This window comes from Gramella jeungdoensis (assembly GCF_023805255.1).
Lineage (GTDB): Bacteria > Bacteroidota > Bacteroidia > Flavobacteriales > Flavobacteriaceae > Christiangramia > Christiangramia jeungdoensis.
On the sequence record NZ_JAMSCK010000002.1, the window covers coordinates 418468 to 435795 of the forward strand.

16 protein-coding genes are annotated in these 17328 nt (G+C 41.8%); 9 read left to right on the forward strand and 7 right to left on the reverse strand.

Translation table 11 applies throughout. The annotated features are described in order from the left end of the window. The first annotated feature begins 175 nt into the window (after window positions 1-175). The 7 genes from NE848_RS06015 to NE848_RS06045 all read left to right on the forward strand — a co-directional run bounded on the left by NE848_RS06015 (window position 176) and on the right by NE848_RS06045 (window position 9706). Window positions 176-2617: a TonB-dependent receptor gene (locus NE848_RS06015; RefSeq protein ID WP_252111456.1), complete on the forward strand. Its 2442-nt coding sequence runs from the start codon at window positions 176-178 to the stop codon at window positions 2615-2617. A gap of 253 nt (window positions 2618-2870) precedes the next feature. Then, window positions 2871-5327, forward strand: a complete 2457-nt coding sequence (locus tag NE848_RS06020; RefSeq protein WP_252111458.1) for a TonB-dependent receptor — start codon at window positions 2871-2873, stop codon at window positions 5325-5327. Between the two features lie 396 nt (window positions 5328-5723). Further along, the gene (locus NE848_RS06025) at window positions 5724-5921 is read left to right on the forward strand and encodes a hypothetical protein (RefSeq protein WP_252111460.1); all 198 of its coding nucleotides are present in this window, start codon (window positions 5724-5726) and stop codon (window positions 5919-5921) included. A 108-nt stretch (window positions 5922-6029) separates the two neighbouring features. Then, window positions 6030-6440, forward strand: coding sequence for a Fur family transcriptional regulator (locus tag NE848_RS06030; protein WP_252111462.1), 411 nt, complete (start codon window positions 6030-6032; stop codon window positions 6438-6440). Window positions 6441-6498: 58 nt separating this feature from the next. Then, window positions 6499-6879: a DUF3703 domain-containing protein gene (locus NE848_RS06035; RefSeq protein WP_279343988.1), complete on the forward strand. Its 381-nt coding sequence runs from the start codon at window positions 6499-6501 to the stop codon at window positions 6877-6879. After that, window positions 6866-8854, forward strand: a complete 1989-nt coding sequence (locus NE848_RS06040) for a heavy metal translocating P-type ATPase (RefSeq protein ID WP_252111465.1) — start codon at window positions 6866-6868, stop codon at window positions 8852-8854. The genes NE848_RS06035 and NE848_RS06040 overlap by 14 nt, the downstream gene beginning before the upstream one ends. A gap of 84 nt (window positions 8855-8938) precedes the next feature. Further along, window positions 8939-9706, forward strand: coding sequence for a LexA family transcriptional regulator (locus tag NE848_RS06045; protein ID WP_252111467.1), 768 nt, complete (start codon window positions 8939-8941; stop codon window positions 9704-9706). A gap of 172 nt (window positions 9707-9878) precedes the next feature. Here the strand turns inward: NE848_RS06045 and NE848_RS06050 are convergent, their stop codons facing one another. The 3 genes from NE848_RS06050 to NE848_RS06060 all read right to left on the reverse strand — a co-directional run bounded on the left by NE848_RS06050 (window position 9879) and on the right by NE848_RS06060 (window position 11787). Next, complete coding sequence (locus tag NE848_RS06050) at window positions 9879-10190, reverse strand: hypothetical protein (RefSeq protein ID WP_252111469.1); 312 nt, start codon at window positions 10188-10190, stop codon at window positions 9879-9881. A gap of 33 nt (window positions 10191-10223) precedes the next feature. Continuing rightward, window positions 10224-10457, reverse strand: a complete 234-nt coding sequence (locus tag NE848_RS06055) for a hypothetical protein (protein WP_252111472.1) — start codon at window positions 10455-10457, stop codon at window positions 10224-10226. Window positions 10458-10563: 106 nt separating this feature from the next. After that, entirely contained in the window at window positions 10564-11787 is a 1224-nt protein-coding gene (locus tag NE848_RS06060; RefSeq protein ID WP_252111474.1) for a 3-deoxy-D-manno-octulosonic acid transferase, read from the reverse strand. Window positions 11788-11881: 94 nt separating this feature from the next. On the opposite strand from NE848_RS06060, the gene NE848_RS06065 reads away from it, so the two are divergent. Further along, the gene (locus tag NE848_RS06065; protein ID WP_252111476.1) at window positions 11882-13015 is read left to right on the forward strand and encodes a DegT/DnrJ/EryC1/StrS family aminotransferase; all 1134 of its coding nucleotides are present in this window, start codon (window positions 11882-11884) and stop codon (window positions 13013-13015) included. Window positions 13016-13018: 3 nt separating this feature from the next. Next, on the forward strand, window positions 13019-14302 hold the full coding sequence (locus NE848_RS06070) for a metal-dependent hydrolase family protein (protein WP_252111477.1): 1284 nt from the start codon (window positions 13019-13021) through the stop codon (window positions 14300-14302). Window positions 14303-14424: 122 nt separating this feature from the next. On the opposite strand, the gene fabD is transcribed toward NE848_RS06070, so the two are convergent. The 4 genes from fabD to NE848_RS06090 all read right to left on the reverse strand — a co-directional run bounded on the left by fabD (window position 14425) and on the right by NE848_RS06090 (window position 17326). Continuing rightward, entirely contained in the window at window positions 14425-15306 is an 882-nt protein-coding gene (gene fabD, locus NE848_RS06075; protein ID WP_252111479.1) for an ACP S-malonyltransferase, read from the reverse strand. A 93-nt stretch (window positions 15307-15399) separates the two neighbouring features. Further along, on the reverse strand, window positions 15400-15900 hold the full coding sequence (locus NE848_RS06080) for a pyridoxamine 5'-phosphate oxidase family protein (protein ID WP_252111482.1): 501 nt from the start codon (window positions 15898-15900) through the stop codon (window positions 15400-15402). Between the two features lie 96 nt (window positions 15901-15996). Beyond that, window positions 15997-16902 (reverse strand): fructosamine kinase family protein, encoded by a 906-nt coding sequence (locus NE848_RS06085; protein WP_252111484.1) that lies wholly within the window; start codon window positions 16900-16902, stop codon window positions 15997-15999. Next, window positions 16844-17326 (reverse strand): dihydrofolate reductase, encoded by a 483-nt coding sequence (locus NE848_RS06090; RefSeq protein ID WP_252111486.1) that lies wholly within the window; start codon window positions 17324-17326, stop codon window positions 16844-16846. The genes NE848_RS06085 and NE848_RS06090 overlap by 59 nt, the downstream gene beginning before the upstream one ends. Between the last annotated feature and the right edge of the window lie 2 nt (window positions 17327-17328).

Below are 17328 nucleotides of genomic sequence, written 5' to 3' on the forward strand. Positions count from 1 at the left end.
TAGAAGGCAATTTTGTGATTTTTCATGGAATCCCTTTCCATTTCATTTATCCCAAATCCCAATTCAATAGCCTAAAATCCCGATTCATCTTTTTACGGTTTCTCACGGCGTCATCAGTGCTCATATTTGCGCCGTTAGCCAACGAAAAAACTATTAACCATAAAAATTTAAAGTGATGAAGTTGTATCAAAAAATACTATTTACGATCCTGATCTTTTTTACAGGATATACTTCCTCCGCTCAGAGTTCAGAAAGAGGAACACTTAACGGAACCCTTCTGGATCAGGAAGAAGTGACAATACCATTTGCTACCGTAGCAGTGATGAAAGCACCAGACTCTACCATTGTAACCGGATCTACGACCGATATAGATGGAAAATTTGAATTTAAAGCTCCCGAACCCGGCGATTACTTCCTTAGATTTAGCGCAATTGGTTACTCATCAACATTTAGTAGTAGGTTTCAGGTTGATGATGCCAGTTATAGCCGGGATTTTGGGGCTGTTCTTATGAAAGAAGAATCCACCATGCTCAATGAGGTGATGATTGAAACCTGGAGGCCTAAGATAACAATGGAAGGCGGGAACCTGAATGTAAGAGTGGAAGGTACTGCGCTTGCTGCGGGAAGCACTGCTTTTGAAGTTTTATCAAGGGCTCCCGGGGTGGTGGTAGACCAGGATGGGAATTTTCAGCTTAACGGAAAGAGCGGCGTGACGGTTCTTATAGATGGAAGAGAAACCTATCTTTCCCAACAGGAACTCAAAACCCTTCTTGAAAGTATGTCTGCAGAGAATATCGAAAGTATAGAAGTGATCACCAATCCGTCTGCGAAGTATGATGCCGAAGGCAGCTCCGGGATATTAAACATCAAATTGAAGAAGAATACGTTAAGCGGACTTAACGGAAGCATTTACGGTGGTTATAAGTATAATGAGATCCACGGTTACAATGTTGGTGCGAACCTGAATTATAAAAAAGGTAAATGGAATTCTTTTCTGAATATGGACCTGAGAAGAACTGGAAGGATAAGGGATCAGTACTTCGAACGTGGATTCGCGGCCGAAGGGGGGCAAACGGCTTTCCTGGCACAGGATGCAGTAGATAATAAAACATTTCTTACACCTAACTTTAGGTTGGGAACAGAATATAGTATCAATGAGAATCATACGGTGGGAGTGATGGCCGATCTTACTTACAGGGAAATGGAAAATAACTGGAATTCTGATGGGATCCTGAATGATTACATTGCGAATGAAACCACAGATATCATCGCGCTTAACAATATTCAGGAAGAATTCACCAATAAACGATTGAATGTTCATTACGATGCTAAACTGGATACTACGGGAACCAGCCTTTCTGCCAATTTAGATTATGTAAGCCTCAATAAGAGTTCGGAATCCAGCTTTAATAATACCTATTTATTCAATCAATCGAATAACGAACAGACCGAACAATTATTCAGCAACAGTATTTCAGATTACGAGATCTTCTCAGCCAGGATCGATTTCAGTACGTCATTATCTGAAAGATCAGGGCTTGAACTGGGCCTAAAGGCTAGTGATGTGGTTTCCAAAAGTGACCTGGATTTCTTTATCGAGGAGAATGGTGCCCCAACCCCCGATCCTTCAAGGAGTAATGAGTTCAGGTATAAAGAGAGCATTTATGCGGCCTATGCCAGCTTTAATAGTAAGCTAAGCGATAAATTTAATCTTAAGGCGGGGCTTAGGCTGGAGCAAACTGAAGCGAAGGGAATTTCGGCCAGGATGGATCAGACCGATGAAAGGGACTATCTGGAACTATTCCCAAGTATAAACCTTGAACAAATTGTAAGCAGGAACTATAAACTGAACTATTCATACAACCGAAGGATCCTGAGGCCCGATTATGACAGGCTTAATCCGTTTATTTTCTACATAGATCCGTATACCTATATAAATGGTAACCCAGATCTTAGGCCCCAGTTCACCAATTCTTTTCAGCTTACCCAAACCTTTTTCAGCAAATATAACCTGATCCTGGGCTATGATGTGGTGAACGATTATATAGGAGAGGTCCCAATCCAGGACCCGGAAACCAATGAGACCGCGTTTGCGATTAGGAATATGGAAAACTATACCAGTTTTAGCGCTATCCTTGTGGCTCCCTTCCAGATCCTTCCGGAATGGAACACTACGAACACAGTGATGCTTGCTGATAATCGCTACGACATAAATATTAATGGGGTAGAAGCCGAAAATGATCAGTTGTACTATATGGCCCAGTCCACCCACAGAATAAGTCTTCCGGCAGATCTAAGTCTGGAACTCAATGCTCAGTATCAGGGACCGGTAGCTTATGGGCTTTACCGTATAGAAGACCGGTTTGGAATGGACCTGGGAGTAAAAAAGAGTTTTATGGACGAGAGGCTGGATGTGACCTTAAGTGCAACTGATATATTTAAAACCATGGATGTGACAGGTGACTCTTATTTTAATGGAAATACCACGTATATCGAGAATTATATGGGGAACCGTAGTATAAACCTGAACATTCGATATAACCTCACCGGCGAAAAACCTCAGGCACAGGCAAGACCGTCTGATCTAGAAGAACTGAACAGGGCCGGAGGACAATAGATTACAAATTTGAATTAAGTCAGAGAAAGATCCCGGTAATGACCGGGATTTTTTTATGGAAGGTTTCGGGATCTACAAAATGATCAGATTGAAATACTCTTCCATATTGCTAAAGGCCTGATATTTCATTCATTAAATATCCCGGTTCATATATCATTATTCCCGCTTCATCTCTTTGGCCTTTCTCCCTGGCGGGCTTAGCTACATATTTGTGTTGTTAGCCATCAAGATTATTAACCAAAAAATTAAAAAGATGAAGTTGTATCAAAAATTACTATTAGGAATAGTTGGATGTTTGATTAGTTCTGCAGCCTTTGCCCAGGGCGGGCAGAGTAGCAGAAGACCGGTAACCGGAGCTTTAAAAGGAACTCTTATAGATGAGAAAGAGGTAAGTGTGCCATTCGCTACGGTGGTGGTTATGAGCCTCCCCGATTCTACTGTAGTAACAGGATCTACCACCGATATGGATGGTGTTTTTGAACTTAAAGCTCCGAAAACCGGAAAGTATTTTCTTAAGTTCAGTTCTATTGGATATACCACAAGCTTTACCCCTGCCTTTGAGGTGATTGGCCCGGTATTCAATAAGGATTTTGGTAAGGTGCTCCTCAAGGAAGAGGCCACTATGCTTAATGAGGTAATGGTGAAGAGCTGGCGCCCGCAGGTGAAGGTAGAGAACGGGAAAATGGTGATGAGAGTTGAAGGAACTGCTATAGCGGCCGGTAACACCGCCTATGATATGTTGTCCCGTGCTCCGGGGGTCACCGTAGACCAGTCAGGAGGATTCAGGATCCACGGAAAGAAGGGAGCATCCGTTATGCTGGATGGCCGTCTTACTTATTTAAGTTCAAAAGAACTTCAGACATTGCTGGAGGGAATGCCCGCAGAAAACATCAAGGAGATCGAGGTTATCCACACTCCTTCTGCAAAGCAGGATGCCGAGGGTACCTCGGGTATCCTTAATATCGTATTGAAGGAAAATACCATGCAGGGTTTTAATACCAGTATCTATGCCGGGTTTCGCTATGGAAAACAGAAGTTTCCAAATGCGGGAGTCAATCTGAGTCACAGAGCCGGCAAGTGGGACTCCTTTTTCAATTTAGATCTTTCTTCCAGGGGAATGTACAGGACCCAGGACGTGGTAAGAACCTTTCCGGGAACCGAAGAAGCATCGGTTTACCGGCAAAAAGGGGTGCAGGAAATCAGGAATCTTGTTCCAACCCTTCATTTAGGCTCCGATTATGAGATCACAGATGATCACAGTGTTGGGTTTATGGCAAATCTCACCTACCGGGACACCGAAAGTGACTGGAATACAAAAAGTACTCTTGGAGATCCTGTTGAGGGAGATTTTGTGAAAATTGATTCAAAGAATCATATGGATGACGTCTTTAAGAATGGCCGTTTCAACCTTCACTATACCGGAGAGCTGGATACCATTGGAACCACGCTTTCGGCCGATCTCGACTATGCCCGTTTGGAAACCGATTCAGAATCAGGTTTTACGAATCAGTACTTTTATACAGCCGATGACCGTGAGGAACAGGAAAGACTAGCCAACGATAAGTTTTCCTTTTATGATATCTATGCGGCCAGAATAGATCTCAAACTACCATTCTCTGAATCCTCTTATTTAGAGACCGGGCTTAAGGCCAGTAAAGTGGTTTCTGATAGTGATCTGAATTTCTTTCGATTTGAAGAAGGAAACTTTACACTGGATCCCGCTATTAGCGACAGGTTTAGATATGAAGAGAATATTTATGCGGTTTATGCGAGCTATAGCAATAAGATAAATGATACCTGGGATATCAAATTAGGTTTGAGAGTGGAGCAGACCGAAGGTGATGCATTATTATACAGTTCAGGTGAAACCTCTGAAAGAGATTATCTCAAATTTTTTCCCAATGTGATGATCGAGCAACATATTAGCGAGAACTACCAGTTGAACTACTCTTATAACCGAAGGATCACCCGCCCGAATTACCAGTTCCTGAACCCAGCTATTTTCTACCTGGATCCTTACAGTTATGTTCTTGGGAATCCCGATCTAAAACCTCAGATCACTAATTCCCTGAAGATCACACAGACCATCTTTAAAAAGTTCAATTTACTGCTTGGCTACGATTTTGCCCGGGATTATATGAATGAATCGCCATCTACCAATCCTGAAACTGGAGAAACTATCTTCACCACAAGAAACCTTAGACATTACAGAAGTTATAATGCAACCCTGGTAGCACCGGTGACTTTCGCTTCCTTCTGGACTTCAAATAACAATCTTGTGGTAACCCAGGAGGAATATAATATGGATATTGACGGGGAGAACCTGGATAACGATAATCTTTTTTATATGCTCCAGTCCAATCATCAGCTTAGTCTGCCAGGTGAGCTTAGCCTGGAACTGAATGGAACTTTTAGAGGTCCCGTGGCCTCAGGTATATATACCGTAGATGGTATGTGGTGGGTGGATGCCGGATTAAAGAAGTCATTTCTGGATGATAGATTAAATGCCAGTCTGAGTTTTACCGATGTTTTTAGAAGCAGGAAAATGCACGTTGAAGCCGAATATGTTGGCAATACATTTACTCTGGACCAGTATTTCTTCAACCAGGCTGTAAGCCTAAACCTGAGATATAGCTTTAATAAAGCTAAAAAAGCCGAAAAGAAATCCCGCCCGCAAAGTCTGGAAGAATTGAACAGGGCGGGAGGCTAACACATCAATTCTTCCTGATACATCTATCATCTTGAAAATCCCGGGTTTTACCCGGGATTTTTTTAAGAATTGTTTATACTTGAAATCCCCTATTTCCTGTAGCAGATCATACTTCTATATTTGGTAGCAGAAGTGTATTGATTATTATTCCAAATCCCTCCCGATTATGGTAAAAAGCTATTCAAAAATATTTCAGTTCATTTGGCTTTTATGTAGTATTCTTCTGGCAGTTTATCTCGTGCTTAAATTCAGTTCATAAGAATGCCTGTAAAAACTTTCCAGATGACGATTAACCGGCCTTTCTTCCGGCTGTATTTTAACATGCCTTAATTAAAAACATTAAAATTTTGTTGAAATGTATTACCAGCGTATTTAGCCTGGAACCTAAATTGCGGCATGAAATTTTATTATTCTGGTAAGAATCCTAATACACAAGGTGTAATTATGGTTCACGCAGACGATTGTAAGGCCCTTCCCGATGTTTTGGAGAGAATATATATTGGAATATTTGCCAATGGAAATCTTGCCATAGCATCAGCAAAGGAAAGATTTCAGCTTACTAAAGTTAAGCTATGCCAGTGCTGTAACGAATAGGCTCTATTCGATAAGATGTGGAATATTTCTTTAAATGGCCTTTTAAATAGCTAAGCTTTTTATTTTATTTCCGCTTTTCGTCCTAACTTTGTTTAACTTCTTTAAGGTATGGATGAAATAGAAAAACTTCTTAAAGAACATCATGTTCGTCCTACGGCAATGCGGCTGCTTATGTATAAGTTTTTGCATGAAAAAAGTGTTGCCGTTACCCTGAACGATATTGAATCGGGTTTCGATAAGTCTGAACGTACCACCCTTTACCGTACTATAAAAACTTTTGAGAAGAATGGTTTGGTTCATCAGATAGATGACGGAACTGGAGTTGCCAAATATGCACTTGACGAACCTGAAAAAGGAAAATCTCAGGATCTTCATCTTCATTTTCACTGTACCATCTGTAACGAAACGATTTGTCTTACCGATCATAAGATTCCACACATAAGTTTGCCAAAGGGCTTTATCACCGAAGACATGAACCTTGTACTTAAAGGGATCTGTGATAAATGCAGCGGGGATTAATGCACTTAAGTTGCATTTTTTTCAGCTTATCTTAGTCAAAAATAAAAAGAGGATTAAGATGGCTTTCAGAATGCCTGTCACTATTAAATTTCATTATCGTAAGGAAATACAGGACCATCAGGAGTATTTCAGAAAAAAGGATTATATCCGTTCCTGGAATTCTCTGGAACGAAGTCATGTACTGGGTCAGGCCTATCCTTTACAGCATACTTATTCCCACTGGTTAATGCTCAGGTTTGGATTTAAGATCAGAAATTTGAGAGAAGTGATGGGCCAGATACCAAGGTTGCTGGTGGGCGGTATTAAATCTTTCGTAGGAGTGATCCCAGTTGGAAATACAGGAGGTGCCAATGTGCCTCCACTCAGGCCAATGGAAATTGCGCCAGATCTAAAACAAATACTTAATATCAAAACAAATTCAAGCAATGTCCAATCATAATCATGGCTGCTGTAAACACCATAACGATGGTATATTTGGCGAAAGAACCGAACTGATCTTTGCTATTCTTAGCGGAGTGTTTCTTCTCACCGGTTTTTTGCTGGATACCTTTGCTGAACTCGCCTTTGTATATGTACTTATTCCTTATGTGATATCATATGGGTTTGGGGGATATTATACTCTTAAGGAAGCGATAGAGGAGGTCTCTCATGGCCGGTTCCAGATAGATTTTCTCATGCTGGTTGCGGCTATTGGCGCTGCTTTTCTGGATAAGTGGGCTGAAGGAGCCTTGCTTTTATTCCTTTTCAGCCTTGGGCATTCACTCGAACACCTGGCGATGGATAAGGCCAGGAAATCTATTGAATCCCTTACCAAATTGTCGCCCAAGAAGGCGCTTAGAAAAGAAGGAGAGGATTATGTGGAGGTTAGTATCCAGGAACTAAAGGTAGGCGATATTATAAGGATTAAGCCTAATAGCACGGTGAGTGCCGATGGCGTTATCCTTAGTGGCAAGGCGAGCATTAACCAGGCGCCTATTACGGGTGAGAGTATCCCGGTAGATAAAGAACCGGTAAAGGATCCTGATAGGGAATATGCCTCAGATCAGGAAATTCCGGAAAAGAGCAGGGTGTATGCCGGTACTATAAATGGGGATAACAGTATAGAGATCAAAGTGGTGAAAGAATCACAGGACTCAACGCTTAACCGGCTTATTACCATGGTGCAGGAGGCGCAGGATAAAAAGTCACCTACCCAGTTGCTGGCCGATAATTTTGAGAAATTTTATGTCCCTGCAGTGCTTATTCTTATAGTGCTTCTCAATTTCGCCTTTCTGGTGATTGATGAGACCTGGGGTGAAAGCTTCTATCGCTCTATGGCGGCTCTAGTAGCTGCAAGCCCCTGCGCACTTGCCATTTCTACACCTTCGGCTGTTTTAAGCGGAATTGCCCGGGCGGCCCGGGGAGGTGTTCTGGTAAAAGGTGGTAAGCCGCTCGAGGATCTGGGAACCTTAAGAGCTCTGGCCTTTGATAAAACTGGTACTTTAACCGAAGGTAAACCAAAGTTAACCGATCTGGTTCTTCTTAACGGGCAGTCCAATGATGAGTTTTTAAGAACGGTGATCGCGCTGGAAAGTTCGAGTAATCACCCTCTGGCCAAAGCCGTGGTGCGGGATGGAAAAGAGAGAATGAAGGTTGAGAATGGTATTCCTGAAGTGAAGAATTCTGAAGCTATTCAGGGTAGGGGAATCAAAGGAGAAGTAGATGGAGAACTTGTGAAAATTGGAAATCTTGAACTCTATGATCATTCCGGAGGAGTACCTTCAGAAGTGAAACAGAAAGTAGAAAGCCTGGAGAAACAAGGGAAGACCGTTATGCTCGTGCAGAATAAGGATGAATTCAGTGGAATACTTGGGCTGATGGATACTCCCCGCGATGCGGCCAGGTCAACTCTGGCTAATCTGAAAAAAATAGGGATCCAGAAAATGATCATGCTTACCGGTGATAATCAAATCGTGGCCGATGCGGTAGCTTCACAAATAGGAATCACTCAGGCATATGGTAGTTTATTGCCTGAGGAGAAGGTTGAACGTATAAAAAGACTTAAAAAGGAAGAATCAAAGATCGCCATGATAGGAGATGGGGTGAACGATGCCCCGGCTATGGCCAATAGTACGGTGGGGATCGCCATGGGAGCCGCAGGTAGTGACGTGGCACTGGAAACAGCCGATATTGCTTTGATGGCCGATAAACTGGAGATCCTTCCATTCGCCATAGCCTTAAGTCGGAAAGCACAACAGATCGTGCGCCAGAATCTGTGGATAAGTCTGGGCGTGGTAGCCCTTCTTCTCCCGGCCACTATCTTTGGATGGGCCAATATAGGTATTGCGGTGGTCTTTCATGAAGGCTCTACAATAGTAGTGGTCCTCAACGCACTGAGACTTCTTGGTTTTAAGGATCGGTATAGCAACTCATAAAAAATTTTCAGATAATTTAGTTAAATAGGATTAAATCCAATATTTTTGATTAAATTTTGGAATAATTCCTAATCATTGATATTTATGGGCACACCGGGATCTATTGAAATTAAGCACTTTAAAGAGGTGCGTGAGGAAAATAATTACACTCAGGCCGACTTCGCATCCCTTCTTGGAATCAAGAATTCTACAGCCGATATTGAAAGGGGGAGAACCAAACTATCGGGAAAAGTGGTTGCCGAATTACTGCGACAGTTTGGGATTAACCCGCTCTGGCTGTTTGGCGAAAGTGGGCAGAAATACCTTAAAATATCTAAGGGAGATGTAAGTCCTAAGGTGGTAACGGTTGACAATTCCGATAACGAGAATATCGTCCTGGTAAACCAGAAGGCTGCGGCGGGATATCCACATAATGTGCAGGATGTGGAGTGGTATAACCAACTGCCGGCATTTGATATACCCTTGCCTGAATTCCGGAATGCGACCTATCGCGGATTCCAGATAGAAGGTGATAGTATGCTTCCCGACTACAGGCCTGGGGAATGGGTGATGGGAAAGGCGGTCCCAAGTATTGAGGAAGCCAGTAATAACAGGGTGTATGTTGTTGTAATGTATGATTCGGTGCTGGTAAAGAAACTCCAGAAACTTCCTGATTCTTCTAAGGTTCTATTAATATCCTTAAATGAAGAATATCTGCCGCTCGAGATCAATGTGCACGATATTCAGGAAATATGGCAGGTGAATTCCAAGCTTACCTTTAATCTTGATAATCCATCCAATAGTGGGCTTTTCCAGGAACTTCAGCATTCTATGGAAGAACTGAAAAAGGAACTCAAATCATTTAAAAAATAAAGAGGTTGTCTAAAAAGTCTTTTACCTGTCATTGCGAGGAACGAAGCAATCTTTAAATAATTGTTGTAATCAAAAATGAGATTACTTCACTTCGTTCGTAATGACCTATGGTATTACTTTTTAGACAGCCTCTTTTTAATATAAAAGCTGTATGCTGTAAAGACGCTGCTTTTTAATAGTCGTCAGATGTCTCTTCTTCGATCTCACCTTCAACTTCTTCTGCTGCACCTTTTACAGCTTCTCCGGTTTCCTTGGCGGCATTTTTAACCGCGTCACCGGCGTCGTTGGCTGCCTGTTCAATATCTTCTCCAAGATTATTATCATCATCTACTTCATCCATGGCATCGCTCTGGTCATCCATATCGTCTGAAGCTTCTTCCATTGTATCTTCCATATCATCAGCTTTATCCTCAGCTGTTTCCCTGCATGACTGGAATATGCTAAAAGAAAGAATTAAAGTCAGCATTAAAAATAACTTTTTCATAATTGAAGTTTTAATTTAGTAGTTTGTTGATTTTTAGTTGTCGTCGCCTATTTTCTCTATTTCCTCATTGATTTCCTCATTCACTTCCTTGTCAACTTCTTTGGCCGTTCTTTCAAGGATTCCTTCTCGCTCCTCTTTAGGAGTGTCAACTTTTTTCTCAACTTCCACCTCTTTTACAATGGTTTCTTTCTCCTTGGTTTCCCGGCAGGAAGTAAGAACAGAAGCGACCATGATAAGCATGCTTGCTAAAATTGTTATACGTTTCATCTTAGTAGTTTTTGGTTATTATAGACCGAAATTACAACTAAAAGCTATTGAACGTTCTTATTTTAAGGTTTTTTAGCAATAAATGTTAATTTTTCGAAAATCCTTTTTATAGGTATTTTTCCAGAATGCGGGTGGCTCCTGTATTGCTGTTTATGAAGTGTCCGGCGATCATTCCGGTTTTTCTTCTGAAGTCTTCGTTGGTGTATAATTTGGTCATTATCGCCGAAAATTCATGCGAATCTTTCACTGAAAAAAGTCCGGCCAGTTGCCTAAGTCGCTCTGCTTCCGGAAATTTTTCAAAATTCTGGCCTATGATTATTGGGTTCCCAAATGTGGCAGGTTCAAGGATGTTATGAAGCCCTGTTGTTCCTGCGGCACCTCCTACATAGGCGATATTCGCATAGCTATAGGCCCTCCCAAGAAGACCTATCGTATCAAGAATGAGTACATCGTAATTTTTAAGGTCCTTTCCTTCTTTCTTTGAATATTTAATGAGAGGCAGTTTGATGCGTTCTTCCAGTTTTTTGATCTTTTCCGGTTTTATCTCATGGGGTGCAATAATGAACTTAATATTGTGGGATCGGTTGATAAAATCCAGGATTAGCTCTTCATCCTCCGGCCAGGTACTTCCGCAAACCACCAGCAATTTATCTTCTTTGAATTCTTCTATGAATTCAATTCGGTTATCGGCTTCTATCTGTGCAGCCACGCGATCAAAACGGGTGTCGCCAGCTACTGTCACGTTTGTGAAACCTATTGAATTCAGTAATTCTTCCGATTCTTTATTCTGAACAAAGAAATGTTCAAACGTCTTCAGGGAAGATCTCATCCATTTTCCGTATGGCTTGAAAAATGCCTGGTCTTTCCTGAAAACCCCTGAAACCAGAAAAGTTCTCACCTTTCTGGATTTCAACTCATTTAAAAAATTTGGCCAGAAATCATATTTGATGAAAAAGGCCATTTCAGGCTGAATGATATCCAGGAACTTTTTTGCATTCTCTTTTGTATCTAACGGGAGGTAAGTAAAATGATCTACTAGAGGATGTTTTTTCTTGTTCTTAAAACCTGAGGGAGAAAAGAAACTTACCACAATTTCGGAATCGGGATATTTATTTTTCAGCATTTTCAGCACCGGAACGGCCATTTCAAACTCCCCAAGTGAGGCGGCATGCACCCAGATATAATCATGGGATCGATCTATGGCTTTTTCCAGTTTCGGAAAAAGATCCTTTCGACCTTCGGTAAAATCCTTAAGCTTTTTGCTGAAATAGGATGCCGATTTAAGTACGGCACCGCTTAAATTGACCAATACGTTGTATACTCCCTGCACTCTAAAAAACTTCTGGTTGCTAAAATAGGCCTTTCAAATGGATTGTTAGTAGGGCCTATATTTTGTATTTTCGTACACCTGAAAAATATTGTAAATGAAAAAGATTCAAATGGTTGACCTTAAGGGTCAATATGAAGGTATAAAAAAACAGGTTAACGATTCGTTACAGGAAGTTCTTGAAGATACTTCTTTCATAAATGGGCCTCAGGTCCATGCTTTTCAAAAGGAACTGGAAGACTACCTGGGTGTTAAGAATGTGATCCCATGTGCCAATGGAACCGATGCACTGCAGATAGCCATGATGGGACTTGGCCTGAAACCTGGCGATGAGGTGATAACGGCCGATTTTACCTTTGCGGCGACGGTTGAGGTGATAGCCTTGCTTCAGTTAACTCCTGTTCTTGTAGATGTAGATCCACAGACCTTTAATATAGATCCTGAAGAGATCAAAAAAGCTATTACACCTAAGACGAAGGCTATAGTTCCCGTTCATCTTTTCGGGCAGACTGCCGATATGGAGGCGATCATGGAAATTGCCAGGGAGCACGATCTTTATGTTATTGAAGATAATGCACAGGCTATAGGAGCCGATTTTCACTCGAAAGATGGAAGAACAATGAAAGCCGGAACCATTGGTGATGTGGCTGCTACTTCCTTTTTCCCTTCCAAAAATCTTGGCTGTTATGGTGACGGTGGAGCGATCTTTACCAATAATGATGAGCTGGCACATACCATAAGAGGTATTGTGAATCATGGAATGTATGAGCGTTATCATCACGATGTGGTGGGAGTTAATTCCAGGCTGGATAGTTTTCAGGCAGCCGTTTTAAGGGCTAAACTTCCAAATCTTGATAAATACAATGACGCGAGAAAAGAGGCTGCCCAGAAATATAATAAGGCTTTTGAGGGCCAGGAAAATATTGAGACCCCGGTACAGGTTGGTGACTCCAGCACGCATGTATACCATCAGTATACTCTAAAGATCAAGGATGGCAAAAGGGACGCACTTGCAAAGCATCTTCAGGAAAAGGGAATTCCATTCGGTATATATTATCCGATTCCGTTACATCTTCAAAAGGCCTATGCCGATGATAGATATAATGAAGCAGATTTTGAAGTGACCAATCAGCTGGTGAAGGAAGTTATTTCCCTCCCTATGCACACCGAGCTGGATGAGGATCAGATCGACTACATTTCAACAAGCATTATAGACTTTTTAAATAAATAAATCATGAAAAAACTGTTCTTAGCCCTTCTGGCCATCTTTATCTTTTCAACTGCGATGGCACAGGATATTTATATCCATGCCGGGAAACTTGTCGATACAAAAAATGGAAAGGTTCTCAATGATAAGACAATCATTGTGTCAGGGGATAAGATAAAAAGTGTTGAAGATGGATTTATGGATCCGGCATCGGAAGAAGACAGTTTAATTGATCTTAAAGATAAAACTGTATTACCCGGGCTTGCTGATATGCATGTGCATATTGAGAGTGAATCGAATCCTTCGGAATATCTGCAGCGGTTTACGAATAATGAAGCCGATAACGCATTCAATTCGGTTGGCTTTTCTGAAAAAACGCTGATGGCCGGTTTTACGACAGTTCGTGATCTTGGTGGTACGGGAATTAATATTGCTTTGCGGGATGCGATCAATAAGGGGAAAGTAGATGGGCCCAGGATATTTACCGCGGGAAAGATCATTTCAACTACCGGCGGGCATGGTGATCCTACCAATGGGATGAACGATGAGATGATAGGCAATCCCGGACCTAAAGAAGGTGTGGTGAATAGCGTGGAAGACGCAAGAAAAGCGGTAAGGCAGCGATATAAAAATGGAGCTGATCTTATCAAGATCACTGCCACGGGAGGAGTTTTGAGTGTTGCGAAAAGTGGTTCCAATCCACAGTTCTTTAAGGAAGAGATAGAAGAGATTGTAAGAACAGCCAAAGATTATGGGTTTCATGTGGCAGCCCATGCGCATGGAGATGAAGGGATGCAGCGTGCCGTGAGGGCAGGAGTGAAGACCATTGAACATGGTACCTTAATGAGTGAGGAGACCATGGAATTGATGAAGGAATTTGAGGCGTATCTTGTGCCTACAATCACAGCCGGAAAAGAAGTGACTCAAAACGCCGAAATTGAAGGTTATTATCCTGAACTCGTGGTACCCAAGGCGAAAAATATCGGACCTAAGATCCAGAACACTTTTGCAAAAGCATATAAAAAAGGCGTGCCAATCCTTTTCGGAACTGATGCAGGTGTGTTTAAGCATGGGGAGAATGCTCGTGAGTTTGCTTATATGGTGGAAGCGGGAATGCCTGAGATTGAAGCAATACAGTCAGCAACTATAACACCCGCGAAGATCTTAAAAAAAGAATCTGAAATGGGACAGATAAACCCCGGATTCTTTGCAGATATCATTGCGGTAGATGAAGACCCCACTCAGAATATCGAAACACTTAAGAAGGTGAGATTTGTGATGAAGGAAGGAAAGATCTATAAGTCTGAATAAAAAATAAAAGAGGTCTAAAACTGTTAGTAGGTCATCCTGAACTTGTTTCAGGATCTTTTAGAAGCTGAACCTGGTTCAGCTTGACGAAAATTGGAAGTTTAGACCTCTTTTTATGTCGAAAATTAAATCCCGGCAGAAGAAGTTTCCATTCCTCTGTCTATTTTCTTTACCAGTCCCTGTAGAACTTTTCCGGGGCCCACTTCGATAAATTCCTTAGCTCCGTCTTTGATCATATTCTGTACAGACTGTGTCCACTTTACAGGCGCGGTAAGCTGAAAAACCAGGTTTTTCTTGATCTCTTCAGGATCGTTCACCGCAAAAGTGCTTACATTCTGGTATACCGGGCAGATAGGATCACTGAACTTTGTATTCTCAATGGCCGCAGCAAGATCTTTTCTGGCTGGTTCCATGAGAGGGGAATGAAAGGCTCCGCCTACCGGAAGTATCATGGCTCTTTTTGCTCCTCTTTCCTTCAGGTTCTCGCAGGCTCTTTCTACCGCGTTATATTCCCCTGAGATCACAAGCTGACCCGGGCAGTTATAATTTGCCGCGACGACGATTCCTTCGGTCTCTGAACAAACCGATTCTACCATTTCGTCTTCAAGTCCCAGCACTGCCGCCATGGTAGATGGCTTGATCTCGCAGGCTTTCTGCATTGCCTGGGCTCTTTGAGATACAAGCTTCAAACCGTCTTGAAAACTCAGTACACCATTAGCTACCAGGGCAGAGAACTCTCCAAGGGAGTGGCCCGCTACCATATCTGGTTTAAAATTATCTCCAAGAACCTTGCTTAAAATTACCGAGTGTAGAAATACTGCGGGTTGGGTAACCTTGGTTTCCTTGAGATCTTCGGCAGATCCCTGGAACATAGTATCTGTAATGGAGAATCCAAGAATATCGTTAGCCTGGTGAAAAAGATCCTTTGCTTCAGGAGACTTTTCATATAGGTCTGCTCCCATACCTGGAAACTGGGCTCCCTGGCCCGGAAAAACATATGCTGTCATAATTTGTTGGTTTAGTGTCCCAAAAATAGTTATAATAAAAAAGACCTCATAACAAAAGAGGCGCTACGAGGTCTTTTCCGACAAATACAGTCTTTATAGATTTAACTTTCCTTTTTCTCCTATGTCTTTATCACTTCCCATCGCGGCCATCCCTATCTTGAAAAGTGTGACATATTTATTCGATTTGGTGTCCCAGTAATAAGCTTCTTTAGGATTCACCTTTATCCCGGTTAATTTGGGATCGTCTTTCCCATCTTCAAACCATGCATCGTCTACCTTGGAATACAGATCTTCAAGTACCTCCCGGTTGGTTTCTATAAAAGCTTCACCATAGATGCTTACATATTCCATTTCGGAATTATCGGTGTATAGCAACTGGACATCCTTATCTTTTTCAATATTTTTATTATGCTCACTGTCGCTTCGGCTCAAAAACCAGATGGCTCCGTGGTCATCTACCTGTTTGGTGGTCATCGGGACCGCACTCAGTGGTTTGGAGAGCATATCGGTCACTAGAATACCCGTTTTGATATCCTCTACCAAAGATTTGATCTTTTCTCTTGCTTCCTTATCATATAAATTCTTCGTACTCATAATCAATTTTATTTGTTATGAATATACTTTACGTAGACTGGCTTTTGCGCTAATGAACTCCTAAAAAAAGAATTAGCGATGTTAAGAATTGTAAAATCAGCTGAAGCTTTTGATGATCGAAGTGACCTGGGACCTGTAACCTGCACCAAAAATATTGAGGTGAACCAGCAAATAATAGAGTTGCCATAGCGGAATCCTTTTTTCCCAGTCTGATTCCAGAGGGAATACTTCGTTATAAACCTGGAAAATCCGATCGTTGAATCCGCCGAAAAGTTTCATCATTCCAAGGTCCATTTCCCGTGGAGCGAATGCAATAGCGGGGTCGATAAGGCAGGGAAGACCTTCTGAATTCACCAGGTAATTCCCGTTCCAGAGATCGCCATGAACCAGCGAAGGCCTTTCATCAGGGATCAGCAGTTCACAGTTCTTAAAAAAACTATCGGATACATTAAGATGAAAGCCTTTTTCTTCTGCCATCTTTATTTGTGGCTGAAGTCGCATGTTGATGTAGAACTCAGCCGCGGAATCCTTACTTTCATTATACTGTGGAAGGCTTCCTATATAATTATCCTTTTCCAGTCCGAAATTTTGGGCCGTAGTTTTATGTAATTCGGCCATTTGTTCTCCGAAGCTTTCCCAGAATTTCGCATTTCTCTGTGCCGAATCTTTATGTTCTAAAATCAGATAAGCCATTTCATTGGCTATGCCGGTGGAAAAGGGTATAGGGATATCGATCACCTTTGGTTCTGCCAGCTTTTCCAGGCCAAATTTTTCTGCATCGAACATTCCAGGGAAACGGCTCGCGTTATTAAGTTTAACCACAAATTTTTCTGACTGGCCTTCCAGAAGATAGACTTCATTGATATCACCACCACTTAAAGGAGAGGAGTTTTTGTAATTTATCCCGTTTTCTTCTGCGATTTGTTTTAAAATATCTTCCAGCCTATTTCCGTTCATAAGTGAGATAAGTGAAGGCATATTTATGCTTTTCATCTTTTTCATGGAACTGTTCTTTTACCAGTTCCCATTCATTTTCATCGACCTCGGGAAAATAAGTGTCGGCATCAAAATCACCATGAACACGGGTAAGTTCTATTTTATCGGCCACATCCATTCCCATTTTATAGATCTCACCACCACCAATAATAAAAGGCTGTTCATCCAGTTTTGAAACCCGTATTGCTTCTTCAAGGGAATGTACTACGATAGTACCTTCAGGCTTATAATCATCTTTCCGGGTGATTATGACATGTGTACGGTCTGGTAGCAATTTAGGGAACGACTCGAATGTCTTTCTTCCCATGATAATATGGTGGCCAGAAGTAAGTCTTTTAAATCTTTTGAAATCGTCGGGGAGGTGCCAAACAAGATCGTTGTCCTTTCCCAGAGCATTATTTTCTGCCGCTGCGGCGATTATTGTGAGCATTT